Origin of the sequence: Cellulomonas sp. 73-92 (genome assembly GCF_001898175.1) — a bacterium.
Lineage (GTDB): Bacteria > Actinomycetota > Actinomycetes > Actinomycetales > Cellulomonadaceae > Cellulomonas.
The window spans coordinates 63,871-83,406 of the sequence record NZ_MKTH01000002.1; the positions used below are offsets into that span (position 1 = coordinate 63,871).

Sequence of the window (19,536 nt, forward strand, 5' to 3'; positions counted from 1 at the left end):
TCACTCCTCGATGGGTTCGACGACGGCGGTCGCGCCGTCGATCCGGGTCACGCGCACCGGCGTCCCCGTCGCGATCCGCGCATCCGTGCTGGTGCGCGCGGTCCATACCTCGCCGCCGATCTTGACGCGGCCGCCACCGGGCGCGACGTCGGTGACGGCCACCGCATGGCGTCCCACGAGCGCGTGCACGTTCGTCTCCACCAGTCGCTGGCGGCGACGGAGGTGCTTGAGCAGCCACGGCCGCAACGTGAACAGGAGCAGCCCGGACACGACGACGGCGACGATCACCTGCACGACGACCGGGGCGTGGAGCCCCGCGGCAAGGGCGGCGGCGAGGGCGCCGCCGGAGAACATGAGCAGGACGAGCCCGAGCGAGAGCTCCTCGGCGATCGCGAGCACCAATGCGGCTCCGAGCCACCACAGCCAGGCCACGGCGTCCCCCTCCCGAGTGACGGCCGCCAGCGGCCGCGCTCACCTCGACACTAGCGCGCCAGGGAAGGGACCCGAGGGGTCTTCGGGTCCTGACCAGTCAGTGCGCGCCGCTGCGCACGCTGGTCGGCACGGCGCGCGCCGACCAGCGGTCGCCGTGCCGGTCCAGCTCGAGCCCGAGGCCGAAGGTGGCGGACAGGTGCTCCGCGGTCAGCACCTCGTCGAGCGGCCCGGCCGCCTCCACGTGCCCCTGCCGCAGCAGCAGCGCGTGGGTGAACCCCGGCGGGATCTCCTCCACGTGGTGCGTCACGAGGACCAGGACCGGTGAGCGCGGGTCGCGCGCCAGCTCGGCGAGCGCCCCGACGAGCTCCTCGCGCCCACCGAGGTCCAGGCCGGCCGCCGGCTCGTCGAGCAGCAGCAGCTCGGGGTCGCTCATGAGCGCGCGGGCGATCTGGACACGCTTGCGCTCGCCCTCCGACAGGGTGCCGAAGTACCGGCGCGCGAGGTGGTCGACGCCGAACACCGTGAGCAGGTCCCCCGCACGCGACTCGTCGAGGTCCTCGTACTGCTCGCGCCAGCGGCCGGTGACGCCGTACGCGGCGGTGATGACCACGTCGCGCACCAGCTCGCCGGACGGGATGTGCTCGGCCAGCGCGGCGCTGGACAGGCCGATGCGGGGCCGCAGCTCGAACACGTCGACCCGGCCCATGCGCTCGCCGAGGACGTCGGCCGTCCCGCTGGTCGGGTGCATGCGCCCGGACGCGATCTGCAGCAGCGTCGTCTTGCCGGCGCCGTTGCGCCCGAGCACCACCCAGCGCTCGCCCTCGCGCACGGTCCACGAGAGACCCTCGAGGATCGTCGTCGTGCCGCGGACGATCGTCACGTCCTGCAGGTCGAGCACCTCGGTCACGGCGAACATCCTCCCAGAACGGCCCGGGCGCTCAGGCGTCGATCTTGTTGGGGTCGAGCGCGCCGGCGTGGTCGACGATGAAGTCGCGCCGGGGGCCGACGTCGGACCCCATCAGCATGTCGAACACCTGCTCCGCTCGTTCCGCCGCCTCGACGGTCACCCGCCGCAGCGTGCGGTGGCGTGGGTCCATCGTCGTCTCCGAGAGCTGCTGGGAGTCCATCTCCCCGAGACCCTTGTACCGCTGGATGTCGTCGGAGTACCGCCTGCCGGCCTTCTCGAGCTTCTTCAGCGTGGCGACGAGCTCGGCCTCGGAGTACGTGTAGAGGTACTTGTCCTCGTCGGCCTTGCGGCTGCCCATCAGCTCGATGCGGTGCAGCGGCGGGACGGCGGCGTACACGCGGCCGGCCGCCACCATCGGCTTCATGTACCGGTAGAAGAGCGTCAGCAGGAGCGTGCGGATGTGGGCGCCGTCGACGTCGGCGTCGGTCATCATGATGACCTTGCCGTAGCGGGCCTGCTCCAGGTCGAACGTGCGCCCCGATCCGGCGCCGACCACCTGGATGATCGCGGCGCACTCGGCGTTGTGGAGCATGTCCGAGATCGACGCCTTCTGGACGTTGAGGATCTTGCCGCGGATGGGCAGCAGGGCCTGGTAGTCCGACGAGCGGGCGAGCTTCGCGGTGCCGAGGGCGCTGTCGCCCTCGACGATGAACAGCTCGCTGCGCTCGACGTCGTCGATGCGGCAGTCCGCGAGCTTCGGCGGCAGCGAGCTCGACTCCAGCGCGGTCTTGCGGCGCGAGATCTCCTTCTGCTTGCGGGCCGCCAGGCGCCCCTGCATCTCGGCGACGATCTTGTCGAGCAGCGTGTTGACCTGGGTCTTCACGGCGCCACGCGTCGAGGTGAGCAGCGCGGTGAGCTCGGTGCCGACCACCTTGGCGACGATGCCGCGCACCGCGGCGGTGCCCAGCACCTCCTTGGTCTGCCCCTCGAACTGCGGCTCGGCCAGGCGCACGGTGACGACGGCGGTGAGGCCGGCCGTCAGGTCGTCCTTCTCGAGGCGCTCCTCGCCGTTCTTCGTCGACACCTTGAGCCGGCGGGCGTTGGCGGTGACCGCGTCGCGCAGCGCCTTGACCAGGGCCTGCTCGAATCCGGCGACGTGGGTGCCGCCCTTGGGCGTCGCGATGATGTTGACGAAGGAGCGGACGTCGGTCTCGTAGCCCGTGCCCCAGCGCACCGCGACGTCGACGTCGCACGTGCGCTCGACCGCCTGCGGGGTCATGTGGCCACGCTCGTCGAGCACCGGCACGGTCTCGGTGAACGTGCCGGAGCCGGTCAGGTGCCAGACCTCCGTGACCTTCGGGTCCGGCGCCAGGTAGTCGACGAAGTCGACGACGCCGCCGGTGTGGCGGAAGGTCTCGACGTGCGGCCCCTGCTCGCCCGGCGTGCCCGGCAGGCCGCGCTCGTCGCGCAGCGTGATCTCGAGGCCGGGGACGAGGAAGCTCGTCTGGCGCGCGCGGGTCGCCAGCTCGTCGTACGAGAAGACCGCGGAGGGAAGGAAGATCTGACGGTCGGCCCAGTAGCGCACCCGCGTGCCGGTGACGGTCCGGCCGACCTTGCCCACGGTCCCCAGCACGGAGCCGGAGACGAACGGCTCGAACGGGGCCTCCGGCCCCGCGCCGGCGAACTCGCCCGGCTCACCGCGGTGGAAGGCCATCTTGTAGGTGCGCCCGTTGCGGTCCACCTCGACGTCGAGGCGCGCCGACAGCGCGTTGACCACCGACGCGCCCACGCCGTGCAGGCCGCCGGACGCGGCGTACGAGCCGCCGCCGAACTTCCCGCCGGCGTGCAGCTTGGTGAAGACGACCTCGACGCCGGTCAGCCCGGTCTTGGGCTCGATGTCGACGGGGATGCCGCGGCCGTCGTCGCGCACCTCGACCGAGCCGTCGGCGTGGAGCACCACGTCGATGTGCTGGCAGAACCCGGCGAGCGCCTCGTCGACCGCGTTGTCGATGATCTCCCACAGGCAGTGCATGAGGCCGCGGCTGTCGGTGGTGCCGACGTACATGCCGGGACGCTTGCGGACCGCCTCCAGGCCCTCGAGCACCGACAGGTGCCGGGCCGTATAGCTGGACTGGGAGTCGGTCGTCGTCACGCCAAGGATCGTAACGGGGGGCGCCGACCGCCCCTGGGCGGCGCGCGGCGGGTGCCGGCCGGGGCGGCGTCTCGCGATGTGGACAGGAATGTGTCAGGCGCGTGTCGTGAATGTGCAGGAAGGCACGCGCAGATCACGGGGACGTGACGGGACGTCACGATTCTGTACGCGGTGGGCGAACCTTGTCCTTCGGGTGGCATGGATCGGCACCAGGGGTGGTTCTATGGATTCGTGACCGCGACCCAAACCCTCGCCCCGCTGACCGCAGCCGACCGTTGCGACCGTTGCGGCGCCCAGGCCTACGTCCGCGTCGTCCTCCCGTCGGGCGAGCTCCTCTTCTGCGCGCACCACGCGCGCGAGCACGCCGACAAGTTCTCCTCGCTGGCCACCCACGTGCAGGACGAGACCGACCGCCTGCACGCCGAGCACGGCGCGGGCGCCGGCGTCGTCGGCTGACGGGAGCAGCTACTCCCGGCCCGTCGGCCCGTCCGTGACGGCGCGGTTCCCGCCGGCGCGCTTGGCCTCGAAGAGCAATCGGTCCGCGCGCCGCAGCACGTCCGTGTAGTCCTCGCCGGGCTGCGCCATCGTGGCGCCGACGGACATCGTCACGTGCAGGACGTCGTCCTCCAGCCCGATGCGGCACTCCTCGACATAGGCGCACAGGCGCGTCGCGAAGGCGGCGAGGTCGTCGTGCGCCACGAGCCCGACGAACTCGTCGCCGCCGTAGCGGAACGCGCGCCCCGGTCCCGGAAGGCAGTGGGCGAACGTGTCGGCGACGACCTGCAGCGCACGGTCTCCGACGAGGTGGCCGTAGCCGTCGTTGACGTCCTTGAACCCGTCGAGGTCGCAGAGCAGGACGCCGAGCGGCAGGCCCTCGTGAGAGAGCGCCGCCAGCCGGTCGACCAGGTATGCCTCGAGCGAGCGCCGGTTGCCCAGCTGCGTCAGCGGGTCGGTGCTGGCGGTCACCTCCAGCTCGCGCAGCCGCAGCTGCTCGGCGAAGCGCTCGGTGTCGTCACGGAACGTCTCGATCGCACCGACGATGCGACCTTCGCCGTCGCGCAGCGGCGCGGCGCGCACCTCCACCGGGACCATGTGGCCGGCGCGGTGGTGGAGCAGCACCTGCGTGGTGCGCACCCGGCCGTCGGCCAGTGTCTCCAGCAGCGGGCAGCGGGGGCCGCACATCTGGCGGCCCCCGTCGTCCACGTGGTTGAGCAGCCCGTCGCCGCACCAGTGGCCGAGGATCTCCCGCTGGGAGTACCCGCTGATCACCTCGGCGGCCGCGTTCCAGTAGGTCACCGTGCGGTCGTGGTCGACGACGTAGACGCCGTCGGGCAGGGCGTCCAGCACGTCGGCCGGAAGCGATGCGGCGTCTGACACAGCGGTTCGTCCCTCGTCTTCGGTGCGGCTCTCGGAAGGGCCATTACACCGACGCCCACCCGGCCTGCCTACGGCGCCACAACCTCTCATCACACGATCGAGTGATGCCGCGGGCCGTCGCTGCGCTCTCCGCGGCGTGCCCTCAGAGGTCCAACGTCCCGGAATGGCCGGTGACCAGGGCCGGGGCGGGCACGTCGGGAAGGCCCTGACCCTGGCACACCCTCCCGACGTGCCGCCGCGCTCACGCGCGCCGCCGGGCGCACCGCCTGCTCAGCACCACGGCCGCACCGCCCGCGACGAGCAGCACACCCGCCGCCCCGGCCAGGAGCCCTGCGCGGGTCCCCGTCTCGGCCAGCTCCGGCACGGCCGTCAGGGTCTCCCCCGCTTCGCCGCAGGCGCCGCGGGCCAGCACGCGGCCATCCGCGCCCCGCGTCACCTGGACGAACCCGAGCGGGCCGGCCACGTTCGACACGGTCACGTGCGGCGACGCGATCTCGCCCGGGCCGGTGAGCCCGACCGTCGGGGACTGCCAGATCGGCGACGCGCACGACGGCGCCTCACCGGCCCGCCACGTGTACAGCTCGAACGTCAGGGTCGTCCCCTGGGCCGGGTGCCCGGTCACCGTCGCCTCGTCCCAGACCTCCGCGGGCCTGCCCAGCACCACCGTCCCCGCGGCCCGGGCGGCGGTGACGATCGCGAGCTCGTCGTCCACGATCGTCTCCTCCCGGGCGCCGCACGCGCCGCGCGAGAGCTCCCGACCGTCCGCCCCGCGGGCCACCGCGACGAAGCCCAGGTCGCCCCGGACAGGGTCGACGACCACGTCGGGCGACGTGGTCTCGCCGGTCACCAGGGGCACCGCCGGCGAGGTCCAGACGGGCTCGTCGCACACCGCCTCGGTGCCGACCGGCCAGGCGTACAGCTCGAACGTGAGCGTGCCGCTCGTCGGCACGGTCCCGGTGACGCTCGCGGTGTCGTGGACGACGACCCGGTCGCCGAAGACGGCCTCGCGGTCCGCGATCGCCGACGTGGCCACGTCGAAGGTGTCCGCAGCGACGGTCTCGTCGGCCGCCCCGCACTCGCCCCGCGCCAGCACCGTGCCGTCGGTGCCCCTGACGACGGCGACGAAGCCGAGGTCGCCCAGCAGTGTCGTGACGTCGCCGGAGGGCGAGACGACCTCGCCCTCGGCGGACAGCGTGAGCGCCGGCGACGTCCAGACGGGCGCCGTGCACGCCGGAGCAGCGCCGTGCTCCCACTGGTAGAGCTCGAACGCGATGCTCGCCCCCACGGGGATGTCACCGGCGACCATCGCCACGTCGTGCGCCAGCACCTGGTCGCCCAGCACGGGCGCCCGCTCCGCGACCGCCGTGGTGGTGACCACGAGCGGCCGGGGTGCGAGCACGAACTGCTCGGTGGCCGCAGCGAGCGACGTCTCGAACGGCTCCACGCGGTCGTCACCCGCGAACCGGTGGGTGAAGACGTAGGTGCCGGGCAGCCCGGCGCCGGTCGCCGTGACCGGCAGGGTGAAGGCACCGTCCCCGGCCGACGGGTAGCTGCCGTTCGCCGCCGGCAGGTCGACCTGTCCCAGGAGCGTCGCCTCCCCCCGGTGCTCGTCGGCCACCTCGACGCCCTCCGGGAAGTACCAGAGGGACTGGGTGATCGTCGGGCGGTCGGCGGTGAAGCCGGCGCCGCCCATGAACGCCGGATGATCCTCCGGGAACCCGCTGACGACGACGTCGTCGGCCAGCCCCAGCGGCCGCCCGCCGGCGTCGGAGCGGACGACGACCTGCGACGTCGCCGTCGCCCGATGGCGCACGGACGCGGTCTCGACGGGCAGCCCGAAGCCGTCGCGCCAGTCGCCTCGCAGGTAGGGCCGCCAGGCGTCCGGCTGCTCCGCGACCGACATCCGCCACACCCAGGTGACGAACCCGCCGGTGCCGACGCCGGGGATCGTGACGGGGTAGGTGCCCGGGGCGGTTACCGTCAGCGTCGCCTCGCCGAGGACCGTGGCCCCGGGCGGTGGGGCGCCCTGGCTGGTCGACGGGGGCGTCGAGCCGGTCGCGTACGCGGTGCCGACGAACGTCACGGGCACCGGCTGCCCAGCCACGCTCAGCCAGCGGTCCCCGGGCGCCGTGGCTACGGAGACCTGATCGACGAGCGCCGCGCCCTGCGACACGACCTTGGAGCCCACCACGGTCGAAGCCGTCGGCTGGAACTGCGCGACGACGTCGAACGTGATGGTCGGCGAGACGCGCTCGGTCGGGTCCGCACCCGCGGGCCGGTGGCCGTAGGTGATGACCGTCTGCACGTTGCCGGACCCCTCGAGGCGCGTCATCGTCACGCGCGGCACGTTCCTGTAGACGACGTTCGCACTCACCGGTCCCGTTCCGGTGGCCGTCCATGCCAGCGTGAGGGGACCTGCACCGGTTGTGCCGGTGTACACGGCGCTACCTGTGGCGTCGAAGATCGCCGGACCTGAGAGCGTCAGGGTGAAGCCAAGACCCGGCATCCACCCACCGGCTGAGCTCGTCACGCCGATGTTGTGGATGTCTCCCGTGCGCGTTCCGACTCCTGCCGGTGTCGGCAGAGCTGCCGCGTACGGCCCCGCGGTTGCGGCCGCATCGGCGAGGAAGGCATTCGCCCGATCCTGCACGGGCCTGGGGGTGTTCGCGGCGTAACGGGTCTTGCGGGTTTGCGCGCTGATCCCGTTTGCGCCGGTCTCCCACCTCATATGGCTCAGGAAGCTGAGTGCGGCGCGGCTCACCGGGTCGTTCTCCCATCGGTGCGCCGCCATCGCCGCCGTCAGCAGCGGATCGTCGATGGTTCCGACGGCGCGCGGTGTCGTACCCATGGGGATGTCACCGCCGGCCGTGATGCAGAAGGCCACGTCGTCCTCGTAGCCGATCGGCGGCACCATCGCACCTAGCCAGGAGTCGCCCCACCCCGTGATGCCGGTGATGACGACACCGGGCTCGAGCCGCCCGGGCGCCGCGGCCACCGCGGAACCGGCCGAACCGATCCCGGCGCCGAGCACCAGCGCGACGAGGAGCAGCGACACACCCGTTCGGGCGATGCCACGGGTGCGCCGCGTCGGGACGCGATGAGAGGATCTCCTTGCACGCATTCGAGTTCCATTTCTGCCAAGAGGTCGACCTTGATTCGTGCTAGAGGGGGTCCGGGCTGCCACCTGGGCCCCCTCGCTTCATGCGCGTCTGTACGCCGCTAGCACTCCCACGAGTTGCCCTCGGTGTCCATGCACAGCTGCAAGTCCTCGTAGGTCACCGTGGTTTCCCAGTGACCTTCAGTCGTCGGCGGCACCGGCTGCGGCGCTGTGGCGCCACGGGGACCTGCGGGCGCCTTGGCGGCCGACGAGTGCGTCCCGCTCGCCGTCGGTGGGGCCGTCGAGCGGGCAGCAGCCGCCTGGGCCTCCGTCCACGAGGCGACCGCCTCGGTGACCGCCGCCTGAAGGCCGGCGACCGAGTCCGCAGTGGAGGTCACCGCTGCGGACGCCGCCGCCAGGGCCGGCACGTCGGCCGATGGCACCCCCACGACGAGCGGCTGTGCCGAGTCGACAGCACCCGCGAGGGACTGCCGCACGGCGTCGTCGGCCACGCGTCCGGCAGACGCAGCGAGCACGTCGCGGGCCGCCGCGAGCGTCTCATCGAGGTGAGCGCGCGCCGCCGACCATTCGGCCTGCGCGCGTGCGAGCTCCCACGAGGACATCTCGGCAGCGGTCGCGGATGTCGCCGTCCTCAGCGCGTCGCGGGACGACACGATCTGCGCCGTCGCCACGTCGAGCTCCTCGACGGTGGCCTCGTGCACGTGAGCCGCAGTCAGGGCAGTGTCGAGCGCCGCGGCGAGGTCGGTGCGCACACCGTCGTCGGCCACGCGCTCCGCCGACCGGGCGAGCGCGGCCCGTGCGGCCCGCACAACCGTCGCCAGGTCGCGCACGGCCTCGGTCGCTCGGCCCGCTGCGGCGTCGACGGCGGCAATCTCCGCCAGGCGACGGTTGTCGCGCGCGAGGGCCGCCGCCCCCGACGCGGCGACGAGGACACCGACGAGCACCGTGGCGACGACGACCCACCGACGGGCACGCCCGCGCGCCCGCGTCGCCTCCACCGTCGTCGGACCGTCCTCCAGCCCCGCCGTCATCGCTGCCCCCTGGCCGGACGCGGCACCCCTCCGCGTCGTCTGGCACCGCAGTGTGGCGGACGATGCACAGCCGCGTCCCAGAGTTTCCACAACTGCCGCCCCCGTCGTCGGACGATCATCCGCACGGCCTAACGAGAATGGGATGTTCCGGACCAGAACGGCTCACCCGGAGACGCCGACTGAGGCGAGCCTCGCTTCGCTGATCAGCACCATCGTCGTGAGCGAGCGGCCTTGACGAGCAAGAATTGGCGTGACGAATGCGGTCGATCGACCGCGTAAACACGGTCCCCGATCCATTCAAACGACCTGGCGGCTCCAGCCAGGTGCGCGGTCACCACGTCGCGCGGCAGACGGCCGTCGGCCCGCGGGCGGGTCGCAACCGACCACGGCGGCTCCCCCCGAGTCCAACTCCCGCTCCGACGCCCACTCCGACCCCGACTTCGACTCCGACTCCAGCTCGAGCCCCGGCTCCAGCCCCGGCTCCAGCCCCGGCTCCAGCCCGGCCCCAGCCCGGCCCCAGCCCGGCCCCGGCTCCGGTCCCCGCGGCGTCACGACCCACGCGTTGGGCCCCTGACATCCCGCGGGACTTATCGATAATCGACATATCGACTCTCGATAAGGTGGCTCTCCCGTGATCAGCACCGCCAGCCGCCGCTGGCTCACCAGCACCGCCGTCGTCCTCGGGGTGTCGCTCGCGATCCTGGCGTCCGCGACGGTGGTCACGGCCGTCCTGGCGGCGCGTGGCGAACCCGTGTCCTTCACCCTCCCGAGCTCCCTCACCGCGACGGTGCTCGGGGTGCCCACGGGCCAGTACGCGCTCGCCCACGGCGTCGAGCTCAGCCCGAGCGCCACCGTCGCGGTCCGCATCACCGAACCGACCGGTGCGCAGTCGGCCTGGGGCACCCTCCTGTGGCTCCCGTCGGCGCTCCTCGGCGGTGCGGCGTTCGCCCTGGTGCTGCTCGCCGTGCTGCGGGCGCGCCGTGGCGAGGTCTTCAGCGGCGGCATCGTCGGGATCACGCGCGCCGTCGGGCTCCTCCTGCTCGTCGGCGGTCCGCTGGTCCAGCTCCTCACCGGCGTCGGGACGTCGCAGCTCACCGACAGCGTGCTGCCGGGCCGCGCGGACTTCTCACCGGCATTCACCTTCGACGGGCCGATCGTCGGCCTGTGCGTCCTCGCGCTGGCCGAGGTCATGCGACACGGCCAGCGGCTCCGCGAGGAGCTGGACGAGGTGATCTAGGTGCCGCCCACCGAGAAGCACAACGTGGTCGTCACGCTCGATCGGCTGCTCGAGGCGCGCCACATGACGCTCACCGAGCTGGCCGACCGGGTGGGCCTGACGCTCGCCAACATGTCGATCCTCAAGAACGGCCGCGCGAAGGCGATCCGCTTCTCGACCCTCTCGGCCATCTGCGAGGTGCTGGAGTGCCAGCCCGGAGACATCCTCGCCTTCCGGCGGTAGGCACGACGAAGGGGACGACCCGCGGGCCGTCCCCTTCGTCGTACGGACCTCAGTCCAGGTAGTCCCGCAGCACCTGCGAGCGCGACGGGTGGCGCAGCTTGGACATCGTCTTCGACTCGATCTGGCGGATCCGCTCGCGCGTCACGCCGTAGACCTTGCCGATCTCGTCGAGCGTCTTGGGCTGGCCGTCGGTCAGGCCGAACCGCATGGAGACGACGCCCGCCTCACGCTCCGAGAGGGTGTCGAGCACCTGGTGCAGCTGCTCCTGGAGCAGCGTGAAACTCACGGCGTCGGCGGGGACCACGGCCTCGGAGTCCTCGATGAGGTCACCGAACTCGCTGTCACCGTCCTCGCCCAGCGGCGTGTGCAGGGAGATGGGCTCGCGGCCGTACTTCTGGACCTCGACGACCTTCTCGGGGGTCATGTCGAGCTCCTTGGCCAGCTCCTCCGGGGTGGGCTCGCGGCCCAGGTCCTGGAGCATCTGGCGCTGCACGCGCGCGAGCTTGTTGATGACCTCGACCATGTGGACCGGGATCCGGATGGTGCGTGCCTGGTCGGCCATCGCCCGCGTGATCGCCTGGCGGATCCACCACGTGGCGTACGTCGAGAACTTGTAGCCCTTGGTGTAGTCGAACTTCTCGACGGCACGGATCAGGCCGAGGTTGCCCTCCTGGATCAGGTCGAGGAAGAGCATGCCGCGGCCGGTGTAGCGCTTGGCGAGCGAGACGACGAGGCGCAGGTTCGCCTCGAGCAGGTGGTTCTTCGCGCGACGACCGTCCTGCGCGATCCACTCCAGCTCGCGCACGAACCGGCGGGTGTCGGCGTCGGCCTTCGTCTTGTCGAAGCCGACGAACTCCTTGCCCAGCTTCTCCTCGGCGAACAGGCCGGCCTCGATCCGCTTGGCGAGCTCGACCTCCTGCTCGGCGTTGAGGAGCGCGACCTTGCCGATCTGCTTGAGGTAGTCCTTGACCGGGTCGGCGGTGGCTCCGGCGGTGACGACCTGCTGCGCCGGGGCGTCGTCGTCGTCCGCGTCGGAGTAGACGAAGCCGCCGGTGTCCTCGCCAGCCTCGTCCTCGGGGGCCTTGGCCGGCGCCTCCTCGTCCTCGGCGCCCTCGTCCTCGGCCACGACCGTCTCGGCGTCGGTGTCGACGACCTCGGCATCCGCCTCGACGTCCTCGACGTCCGCCTCGACCTCCTCCGCCAGGTCGATGTCGCCCTCGGGCTCGACGTCGTCGACCTCGTCCTCGGTCTCCTCGAGGTCCTCGGCGTCCCCGTCGACGGCGGGCGCGATCGCCTTCGGCGCCTTGGGCGCCGTCTTGGCGGCCGGCTTCGCGGTCTTCGCGCCCGGGCGCTTCGGAGCGGCCGGCGTCTCGTCGACCGTCGCGGTCACGCGGGTCTTCGCCGCGGTCGCGGCGGACGTACGACGACGAGGCACGGCCCCGGCAGCGGGGGTTTCGGGCTCAGGCGAGAGGGCAGGGGTCAACGTCTTGGACGACACGTATTACCTTTCGGCAGCTATCGGCGGCACCGGCACCGAGCCACGGTCCGACGGACAGACGGATATTGTACCGGCGGCCCTCCGGGCGGACCGGCTGCACGCTGTCCGCGGGGCGGGTGATCCGGGTCCGGGTGCTCCTGTGCTCGAACGAGCGGCGCGCGCCGAAGATTCCCGTGGACGCTCAGAGATCCGGCTTGACCGTCATCACCGGGCACGGGGCGTCGAAGAGGACGCGCTGCGCGTTCGCGCCGAGGATCAGCTTGCCGACCGGGCTGCGCCGCCGCAGGCCGAGGATCACGAGCTCCGCCCGCGACTCCTCCGCGGTGCCGAGCAGGTCGTCCGCGACGTCGCCGCCGACCAGCACCCGGATCTCGTGCTCCACACCGGCGGCCTCGAGCTCCTCGTGCACGGAAGCGAGCGCGACGTCGAGGTCGTGCTGCTGCTCCGAGGGCTCGTCGGACCGGGTGCTTACGACGACGATCACCCGCTCCTTGCGCAGCGCCGACTCACGCACGGCCGCGTCGAGCGCGGCACGTCCCTCCACCGTCGCGAGGTACCCCACCACGATCGACATGCGTCCTCCTGGACCGGACCAGGTCCCCGACCTGGCGGCGGACCTGGCGCGACGCTACCGCCTTGCCACCCCCGCCACGACACGTGACCGGCGGGTCTCACCGCGAGGCGCGGACCCACCCCGGCGGGACGCCGTACGAGAGCGACTGCGCGAGCAGGAGCGCCAGGCGGTAGCCGTCGTCGTCCGCCAGGGCCCGTTCGAGGAAGATCCGTGCCCGGGCCCCGTCGCCCCGCCACCAGGCGAGCAGGCCGAGCAGGGTGAGGGCGGGCGCCTGGTGGCCGCGCTCGCCGTGGGCGACGACCGCGACCAGCACGGCTTCGTGGACGCGGGTGGCGGCCGGCGGGGCGGGCACGCCGTCCAGCGGGTCGACGATCAGCGCCAGCGCCCGGCCCAGCGCGGCGTCGTCCTCGCGGCTCGGCCGGTCGCCGCGGGTGCACCGTTCGGGGAGGTCGCCCTGGCCGGGCACGAGGGCGACGAGGACGGCGTCACGCACCCGGACGTCGGCCAACCCCGCCTCGAGCCGCCCGAGCGAGGCGGCGGTCGGCCCGCCCGCGCGCTCCAGCTGCTCGTCGACCGCCCGGCGCCACGCCGCCACGCCGTCGGCCCGCCAACGCTCGACGGCGGCCGCACCGTCGTCGTGCGCGAGCCGTCCACGGACCTGCCACCGCCGGCGCACCCGCGCGACCGACCGCCGGGACTCGCTGCCGGCGGAACGGATCCGACCCACGTCCTCGCGGCAGCTCGCGACCGACGAGCCGGCCAGCACCATCTGCGCGCTGACCTGGGTCGACGACAGGTCGGCCAGCGGGCGTCCGCCGGGCGGGCAGCACGTGTCGTCGCAGTCGAGCGACAGGTAGCCCGTCGACGTCACCGCCCAGGCCGGCACCTCGCCGTACGGCGCCTCGGCGGCCTCCCGGAAGTGCGCGACGGCGGCCGCGACCACGGGGTCCGGTCCCCGACGCGGGTCGTCCCGCGTGTAGACGACGAGCACCGCCCGGTCCGCACCGTCACCGTCCAGGTGCGCGACGACCTCCCGTGCGAGCTGCGGCCCGTCCTCGGGGCTCGCCAGGTCGGGGAGGTCGACGCGGACGGCCAGGCCCACCCTTCCCCGCGGCGGACGCAGGCTCACCGCCACCACCGACTCCGACGGGTGGAACCCGAGCTGGTACGGGATGAGCGAGAGCATCTCGCGAGGCTCGGTGACGCGGAGGGTCGGGGTGTCCATGGGCCGACCTCAGCGGACGCGCGCACCCCTCGCCCGGTGACCACCCGTCCCTGTGGACCGCGCCTGCCGCCCACAGGCCGCGGGTCGCCTCATGGCGCGCGCGGCTAGCCTGTGCCGGTGCACTGGCCCCGTCGCTCCGGACCCGTGGCCGCGCTCGGCCTGGCGCTCCTGGGGGTCACCCTGTCCGCGTGCGCGACGAGCGCTCCGGCCAACCTCGTCGCCACGACCGACGCCGCCCCCACGCCGACGGCCTCCGAACAGCTGCTGACCGACCAGCCGGCGCCCGACACCGCGACGGGCAAGCTCGCCGCCGGCTTCCCCACGCAGCTGATCCCCGTGCCCGAGGGCTCCGAGATCCTCGTCTCGTCGGCGACGCCGCAGGCCGGCGGGACGGTCCAGGTCAGCCTCAACGTGCGCAGCACCCAGGACGCCGCGGGGCTCCTGGCGGCGATCCGCGCCCCGCTGCTCGCCGCGGGCTTCACCGAGTCGCCCCCGGCCCAGCCCGACCCGAGCCTGGCCGCGCAGGGATCCTTCGTCCGCTCCGGCGGGACCGAGTTCGTGCTGGTGGGCATCCTCGACCGCGACGGCCAGCGGACCCTCACGCTGGGCGGCACCGTCAAGCCCTAAGGGCCGTCGCGCCCGCGGGCGCCTCGCCTAGTCTGGCCGGATGAGCGAGACGACGTCCCCCACGCGGACCGGCGACGTGCGCGGACGTGTCGACGCGCTGCTCGCGGAGCACGCGGAGCGCGTTCGTCGCGAGGTGACGGCGGTCGCGCCGCAGGCGGGCCCCCTGGCCGACTCCGTCGCCGCGCTCCTGTCCAGCGGCAAGCGGCTGCGGGCCTCGTACGCCTACTGGTCGTGGCGTGCCCACGGCGGTGTGCCCGGGACGCCCGACGAGGACGCGGTGCTGCGGGTCGGGGCGTCGCTCGAGCTGTTCCACGCGGCCGCGCTGTTCCACGACGACGTCATCGACGACTCCGACACCCGGCGGGGCCGGCCGGCGGCGCACCGCGAGTTCGCCGCGGCCCACCGTCGCGACGGCCTCAGCGGCGACGACGGCCGTTACGGCGCCTCGGTCGCCATCCTGCTCGGGGACCTGGCGCTCATCGCCAGCGACGCCGAGTTCGCGGCCGCGGTCGCGGTGCTCCCCGCCGAGGCGGCACGGTCCACCCGCACGGTGTTCGACGAGATGCGCACCGAGGTCACCGTCGGGCAGTACCTCGACCTGCTGGCCCAGTCACAGCCGTGGGACGACGACGCCGACCGCGTCGAGGCCCGCGCGCGGCAGGTGATCCGGTCCAAGTCGGCGCGGTACTCGGTCGAGCACCCGATGGCGCTGGGCGCCGCGATGGCGGGGGCGGACGACGAGGCACTGACCGCCTGCCGCGCCATCGGCCTGCCCCTGGGTGAGGCCTTCCAGCTGCGCGACGACCTGCTCGGGGTGTTCGGCGACCCGGCCGTCACCGGCAAGCCCGCCGGCGACGACCTGCGCGAGGGCAAGCGCACGGTCCTCGTCGCCCGGGCGCTGCGGCGCGCGCACGAGGCGGGCGACGCCGGCACCCTCGAGCTCCTGCGGTCGCGGCTCGGCGACCCCGCCCTCTCGGCGTCGGACGCCGCTCGCCTCGCGGCGGCGATCTCCGCCACGGGCGCCCCCGACGAGGTGGAGAAGCTCATCGACTCCCTCGCCGGCTCGGCGCTGGACCTCATCGAGCAGCGGACGTGGCCGGCCGAGGCGCGCGCGCAGCTCGCCGCCCTCGCGCGGCAGTCGGTGGACCGCCACTCCTGATCACGTCCCGCCGCCGGCCACCCCGGCCGGGCGCTCGACCTCCACGCACTGCCCGTGCCCGCCCGTGCACCACCGTCGGCACCGCCTCGCGCGGCGGACGGGGACCGGGGCCCGCGCAGGGCGTCAGAGCTCGGACTGCGCCACCCGTCGCACCTCGGACTTGCGGCCCGCCAGGAGTGCCGCCAGCGGGCTGCAGCCCAGCGCGTCGTCCGGCGAGAACAGCCAGACGATCGCCGCCTCGTCGTCGAAGCCGACGTCCGCCAGCACGGTGAACGTGCCCTGGAGCGCCGAGAGCACCGTCCACTCGGGGGCTCCGTCGGCCGCGCCGCGCTGCGAGGGGTTGGCCATGTTCCCCGGGACCAGGAACGCCGCCGGGACGTGCAGCACCGGCGGCTCGCCACGGCGGACGCCGACGAGGCGACGCTCCTCGACCAGCCGCCTCGCCTTGGCCAACGGCAGCTCCAGGCGGTCGGCGAGGTCCGAGAGGGTGAGCCATTCGTCGACGAGGTCGTCGATCTTCGTGCTGTTCACCCGCACAGCCTAGGGAGGCCGGGTGAGATCGGGACGCTTCGGACACCCGCCTTCCCCACGTGTTGACCACCAGATACAGTGAACTTTCGTCACATCAGCCACACGTGTCACTCACGCCACGCGAAGGAGAGTCATGGCCTCCGCCAACCCCAGGACGGCGGCGATCCGCCGCGTCGCCACCGGGACCGGCGCCACGCTCGTCCTGACGGCAGCCGCCGTCGGGGCCGCCGCCCCTGCGCACGCCGATGCGCACTACACGGTCCAGCGCGGTGACACCGTGAGCCACATCGCGGCCCGCACCGGCGTCTCGGTGGCGAGCATCGCCGCCGCGAACGCGTTGGCGAACCCCTCGTACATCCGCATCGGCCAGGTGCTGACCATCCCCGGCCGCACGACCGCGACCCCCGCGCCGGTGGCGACGCCGGCGCAGCCCACCACGAGCAGCTACACGGTCGTCCCGGGCGACACGCTGACCGCCATCGCCGCGAGGCTGCACACGACGGTCGCCGCCCTCGTCTCGGCCAACGGCCTCAAGAACCCCTCGCTGATCCGGATCGGCCAGGTGCTGACCGTTCCCGGCGCGGCTCCGGCGGCCGTCGCCGCGCCGGCGCCCGCGGCATCGGTGCCCACGTCGGTGCCCACGTCGGTCCCCACGTCGGTCCCCACGTCGATCACGACGAGGACGAGCTACACGGTCGCTCGCGGCGACACCCTGAGCGGCATCGCCGCGCGGTACGGGACGACGGTCGCCGCGATCCAGTCGGCCAACGGGCTGAAGAACGCCTCCTTCATCCGCATCGGACAGGTGCTGTCCGTGCCGGTCACGGCGACCGCCATCCCGCTCGTCGGGAACTCGTTCGCCGGCCGGACCTACCCGGCGGCCGTCGTGGCCGCCGCCAACGCCAACCGCGCCACGCTCCTGGCGATCGGCGTGCCGACGAAGGACCAGATGCGCGGCCTCGTGGTGACCACGGCGAAGGCGATGGGCGTCGACCCGGCGCTCGCCCTGGCCGTCGCGTACCAGGAGTCGGGCTTCGACCAGTCGCAGGTCTCCCCCGCCAACGCCATCGGCACGATGCAGGTGATCCCCTCGTCCGGGCAGTGGGCGAGCGACCTCGTCGGGCGCCAGCTCAACCTGCTCGACCCGCGCGACAACGTCACGGCGGGCGTCGTCATCCTCAAGCAGCTGCAGCGCACCAGCCCGGACCTGCCCACCGCGATCGCGGGCTACTACCAGGGCGCCACCTCCGTGCTGCAGAACGGCATGTACGCGGACACCCGGCAGTACGTCGCCAACGTCCGTGCGCTGATGACGCGCTTCGCCTGAGTCGCGGACGTCCGGTCCCGTGCCGCTGCCGGTGCCACGCCGAAGCCCGACCTAGACTTCGCCCGTGGGAACCACCGTCACCGACCCCCTCGTCGGCCGTCTCGTCGACGGCCGCTACGAGGTGGTGTCACGCATAGCGCGGGGCGGCATGGCGACCGTCTACCTCGCGATCGACCGGCGGCTGGACCGCGAGGTCGCGCTCAAGGTGATGCACCCGCACCTGGCGGAGGGCGCCACCGGCTCGGACTTCGTCGCCCGGTTCCGGCGGGAGGCGCGCACCGCCGCACGCCTGGCGCACCCGGGCCTCGTGAGCGTCTTCGACCAGGGCGTCGACGGCGACACCAGCTACCTGACCATGGAGTACGTCGACGGCACCACGCTGCGCCGCGAGCTGGCCGAGCAGGGCGCGCTCACGGTCGGCGGGGCGCTGCGCATGGCCGAGCAGGTGCTCGACGCGCTCGCCGCGGCGCACCGCGCCGGCCTGGTGCACCGCGACATCAAGCCCGAGAACGTGCTCATCGACGGGGACGGCCGGGTCAAGCTCGGCGACTTCGGGCTGGCCCGCGCCGTGACCGAGGTGACGTCGACGACGACCGGCACGGTGTTCGGCACCGTGGCCTACCTCGCCCCCGAGCTCGTAGCACGGGGCGTCACGGACGCCCGCACCGACGTCTACGCCTGCGGCATCCTGCTCTTCGAGACCCTCACCGGGCGCCAGCCGTTCACCGGCGAGACCCCGCTGCAGGTGGCGTTCCAGCACGTCAACTCCGACATCCCGGCACCGTCGAGCCTGGTGCACTGGCTGCCGAGCGAGATCGACGAGCTCGTCGGCGCACTGGCAGCGCGCGAGCCCGCCGACCGTCCCGTCGACGCCGGCGCCGCGTTGACGCTGCTCCGCCGCACGCGCTCGGAGCTGGACGACGAGACGCTCGCGCGCCGTGCGGACGTCCCGCCGACCGTCGTGCTGCCGGCCGCCACGGACCTGGACGTCGACCCCGAGCCCGACGACGTGGCGAGCGGCGGGGCCGTCGGCACCGCCAACGGGACGCTCGACCGCGACCAGCACCCGACGACGAGGCTCGACGGGCTCCACGGCACGACCGTCGCCCTCCCGATCGGCGCCGGTCTCTCGCCCGCGGGGACGAAATCCGGGACGCCCCGTCGGCGCCATCGCGCGCTCGCCGCCGTGATCGCCCTCGTCGTCCTGGCCGCTGCCGGCGCCGGGACCTGGTGGTACATCAACGTGGGGCCGGGCTCGTACACCAAGGTGCCCGACATGACCATGGGCGTGACGACCGAGAAGGAGGCGCAGGACCTCCTCACGGCGCAGGGCCTGAACGGCATGGCCGACCCCGAGTTCTCCGACACCGCTCCCAAGGGCACCGTCTTCAAGCTCGACCCCGGCCCCGGCACGAGCGTGCCCAAGGGCAGCGGCGTCACCTACAGCGTGTCCAAGGGCGTCGACCTCGTGACGATGCCGGACGGCGTCGTCGGCCAGCTTCAGGACAAGGCCGCCACCGCCCTCAAGGACGCGCAGCTCAACCCGGTGTACGGCCCTCAGCAGTACAGCGACACCGCACCCCTCGGCCAGGTCATCAGCGCCACCGTGAAGTCGACCGGTCAGCCCGCGACGACCGGCATGCAGGTCAAGCGGGGGTCCGACATCGTCCTCGTCGTGTCCAACGGCCCGGTCCCGACGAAGGTCACCTCGGTGGTGGGCATGACCGTGCCCGACGCCACGGCACAGCTCGCCACGGACAGCCTCAAGCTCAACGTCGCCGACCAGCAGTTCAACGACACCGTCGCGGCCGGCCAGATCATCTCCCAGGACCCCGTTTCAGGGGCCGCCGCCCACCACGGCGACACCGTCAACGTCGTGGTGAGCAAGGGCCCGGAGATGATCCCCGTGCCGAACGTCATCGATATGAAGGTCGACAAAGCGACCCAGACGCTCCAGGCAGCCGGTTTCCAGGTACAGATCGTCAAGCCCTATGGCATCGCGCCGCTCAACCGTGTCAGCACCCAGCAGCCAGCTGGAGGCAAGGACCAGACCGCCCCGAAGAACTCGACCATCACGCTCTACGTCGTGTAGACGCAGCCTGCCGGCAACAGAGCACGT

General features: G+C 73.1%; 17 protein-coding genes. 7 read left to right on the forward strand and 10 right to left on the reverse strand.

Features of this window, described 5'->3' with window-relative positions:
* The 3 genes from BGO37_RS00585 to BGO37_RS00595 all read right to left on the reverse strand — a co-directional run bounded on the left by BGO37_RS00585 (nucleotide 1) and on the right by BGO37_RS00595 (nucleotide 3,491).
* Entirely contained in the window at nucleotides 1-432 is a 432-nt protein-coding gene (locus BGO37_RS00585; RefSeq protein WP_291751087.1) for an NfeD family protein, read from the reverse strand.
* 97 nt (nucleotides 433-529) lie between these two features.
* Nucleotides 530-1,339 (reverse strand): ABC transporter ATP-binding protein, encoded by an 810-nt coding sequence (locus BGO37_RS00590; RefSeq protein WP_291751089.1) that lies wholly within the window; start codon nucleotides 1,337-1,339, stop codon nucleotides 530-532.
* Nucleotides 1,340-1,370: 31 nt separating this feature from the next.
* Nucleotides 1,371-3,491, reverse strand: a complete 2,121-nt coding sequence (locus tag BGO37_RS00595; RefSeq protein WP_291751091.1) for a DNA topoisomerase IV subunit B — start codon at nucleotides 3,489-3,491, stop codon at nucleotides 1,371-1,373.
* A 198-nt stretch (nucleotides 3,492-3,689) separates the two neighbouring features.
* On the opposite strand from BGO37_RS00595, the gene BGO37_RS00600 reads away from it, so the two are divergent.
* Nucleotides 3,690-3,947, forward strand: a complete 258-nt coding sequence (locus tag BGO37_RS00600; RefSeq protein WP_291751094.1) for a hypothetical protein — start codon at nucleotides 3,690-3,692, stop codon at nucleotides 3,945-3,947.
* Nucleotides 3,948-3,956: 9 nt separating this feature from the next.
* Here the strand turns inward: BGO37_RS00600 and BGO37_RS00605 are convergent, their stop codons facing one another.
* From BGO37_RS00605 to BGO37_RS00615, 3 genes are all read right to left on the reverse strand, one after another.
* Nucleotides 3,957-4,868: a GGDEF domain-containing protein gene (locus BGO37_RS00605; RefSeq protein ID WP_291751097.1), complete on the reverse strand. Its 912-nt coding sequence runs from the start codon at nucleotides 4,866-4,868 to the stop codon at nucleotides 3,957-3,959.
* Nucleotides 4,869-5,109: 241 nt separating this feature from the next.
* Nucleotides 5,110-7,923, reverse strand: coding sequence for a hypothetical protein (locus tag BGO37_RS00610; RefSeq protein WP_291751098.1), 2,814 nt, complete (start codon nucleotides 7,921-7,923; stop codon nucleotides 5,110-5,112).
* Between the two features lie 164 nt (nucleotides 7,924-8,087).
* Nucleotides 8,088-9,017: a hypothetical protein gene (locus BGO37_RS00615; RefSeq protein WP_291751099.1), complete on the reverse strand. Its 930-nt coding sequence runs from the start codon at nucleotides 9,015-9,017 to the stop codon at nucleotides 8,088-8,090.
* A 631-nt stretch (nucleotides 9,018-9,648) separates the two neighbouring features.
* On the opposite strand from BGO37_RS00615, the gene BGO37_RS00620 reads away from it, so the two are divergent.
* Nucleotides 9,649-10,254, forward strand: coding sequence for a DUF2975 domain-containing protein (locus BGO37_RS00620; protein ID WP_291751100.1), 606 nt, complete (start codon nucleotides 9,649-9,651; stop codon nucleotides 10,252-10,254).
* Complete coding sequence (locus tag BGO37_RS00625) at nucleotides 10,255-10,476, forward strand: helix-turn-helix transcriptional regulator (RefSeq protein WP_291751102.1); 222 nt, start codon at nucleotides 10,255-10,257, stop codon at nucleotides 10,474-10,476.
* Between the two features lie 49 nt (nucleotides 10,477-10,525).
* Here BGO37_RS00625 and BGO37_RS00630 read toward each other — a convergent pair whose 3' ends face one another.
* The 3 genes from BGO37_RS00630 to BGO37_RS00640 form a co-directional block, all read right to left on the reverse strand.
* Nucleotides 10,526-11,911, reverse strand: a complete 1,386-nt coding sequence (locus tag BGO37_RS00630) for an RNA polymerase sigma factor (protein ID WP_291751104.1) — start codon at nucleotides 11,909-11,911, stop codon at nucleotides 10,526-10,528.
* A 244-nt stretch (nucleotides 11,912-12,155) separates the two neighbouring features.
* On the reverse strand, nucleotides 12,156-12,548 hold the full coding sequence (locus BGO37_RS00635; protein ID WP_291751106.1) for a universal stress protein: 393 nt from the start codon (nucleotides 12,546-12,548) through the stop codon (nucleotides 12,156-12,158).
* A 97-nt stretch (nucleotides 12,549-12,645) separates the two neighbouring features.
* Nucleotides 12,646-13,773, reverse strand: a complete 1,128-nt coding sequence (locus BGO37_RS00640; protein ID WP_291751108.1) for a DUF4192 domain-containing protein — start codon at nucleotides 13,771-13,773, stop codon at nucleotides 12,646-12,648.
* A gap of 117 nt (nucleotides 13,774-13,890) precedes the next feature.
* On the opposite strand from BGO37_RS00640, the gene BGO37_RS00645 reads away from it, so the two are divergent.
* Both BGO37_RS00645 and BGO37_RS00650 read left to right on the forward strand, forming a co-directional pair.
* Nucleotides 13,891-14,400: a hypothetical protein gene (locus tag BGO37_RS00645; RefSeq protein WP_291751111.1), complete on the forward strand. Its 510-nt coding sequence runs from the start codon at nucleotides 13,891-13,893 to the stop codon at nucleotides 14,398-14,400.
* 40 nt (nucleotides 14,401-14,440) lie between these two features.
* Nucleotides 14,441-15,559 (forward strand): polyprenyl synthetase family protein, encoded by a 1,119-nt coding sequence (locus BGO37_RS00650; protein WP_291751114.1) that lies wholly within the window; start codon nucleotides 14,441-14,443, stop codon nucleotides 15,557-15,559.
* 123 nt (nucleotides 15,560-15,682) lie between these two features.
* Here the strand turns inward: BGO37_RS00650 and BGO37_RS00655 are convergent, their stop codons facing one another.
* On the reverse strand, nucleotides 15,683-16,090 hold the full coding sequence (locus tag BGO37_RS00655) for an Rv2175c family DNA-binding protein (RefSeq protein ID WP_291751117.1): 408 nt from the start codon (nucleotides 16,088-16,090) through the stop codon (nucleotides 15,683-15,685).
* Between the two features lie 133 nt (nucleotides 16,091-16,223).
* Between BGO37_RS00655 and BGO37_RS00660 the strand changes: the two genes are divergently transcribed.
* Both BGO37_RS00660 and pknB read left to right on the forward strand, forming a co-directional pair.
* Nucleotides 16,224-17,417 carry a LysM peptidoglycan-binding domain-containing protein gene (locus BGO37_RS00660; protein WP_291751119.1) on the forward strand — a complete coding sequence of 398 codons (1,194 nt, stop codon included), beginning with the start codon at nucleotides 16,224-16,226 and terminating at the stop codon, nucleotides 17,415-17,417.
* Between the two features lie 64 nt (nucleotides 17,418-17,481).
* A complete protein-coding gene (gene pknB, locus BGO37_RS00665) occupies nucleotides 17,482-19,509 on the forward strand; it encodes a Stk1 family PASTA domain-containing Ser/Thr kinase (RefSeq protein WP_291751121.1) in 2,028 nt (675 codons plus the stop codon).
* The last annotated feature ends 27 nt before the right edge of the window (nucleotides 19,510-19,536 follow it).

Coding starts and splice junctions, on each gene's coding strand:
- BGO37_RS00660 (WP_291751119.1), top strand. CDS start 16,224: ATGGCCTCCGCCAACCCCAGGACGGCGGCGATCCGCCGCGTCGCCACC.
- BGO37_RS00650 (WP_291751114.1), top strand. CDS start 14,441: ATGAGCGAGACGACGTCCCCCACGCGGACCGGCGACGTGCGCGGACGT.
- BGO37_RS00615 (WP_291751099.1), bottom strand. CDS start 9,017: ATGACGGCGGGGCTGGAGGACGGTCCGACGACGGTGGAGGCGACGCGG.
- BGO37_RS00640 (WP_291751108.1), bottom strand. CDS start 13,773: ATGGACACCCCGACCCTCCGCGTCACCGAGCCTCGCGAGATGCTCTCG.
- BGO37_RS00635 (WP_291751106.1), bottom strand. CDS start 12,548: ATGTCGATCGTGGTGGGGTACCTCGCGACGGTGGAGGGACGTGCCGCG.
- BGO37_RS00600 (WP_291751094.1), top strand. CDS start 3,690: ATGGATCGGCACCAGGGGTGGTTCTATGGATTCGTGACCGCGACCCAA.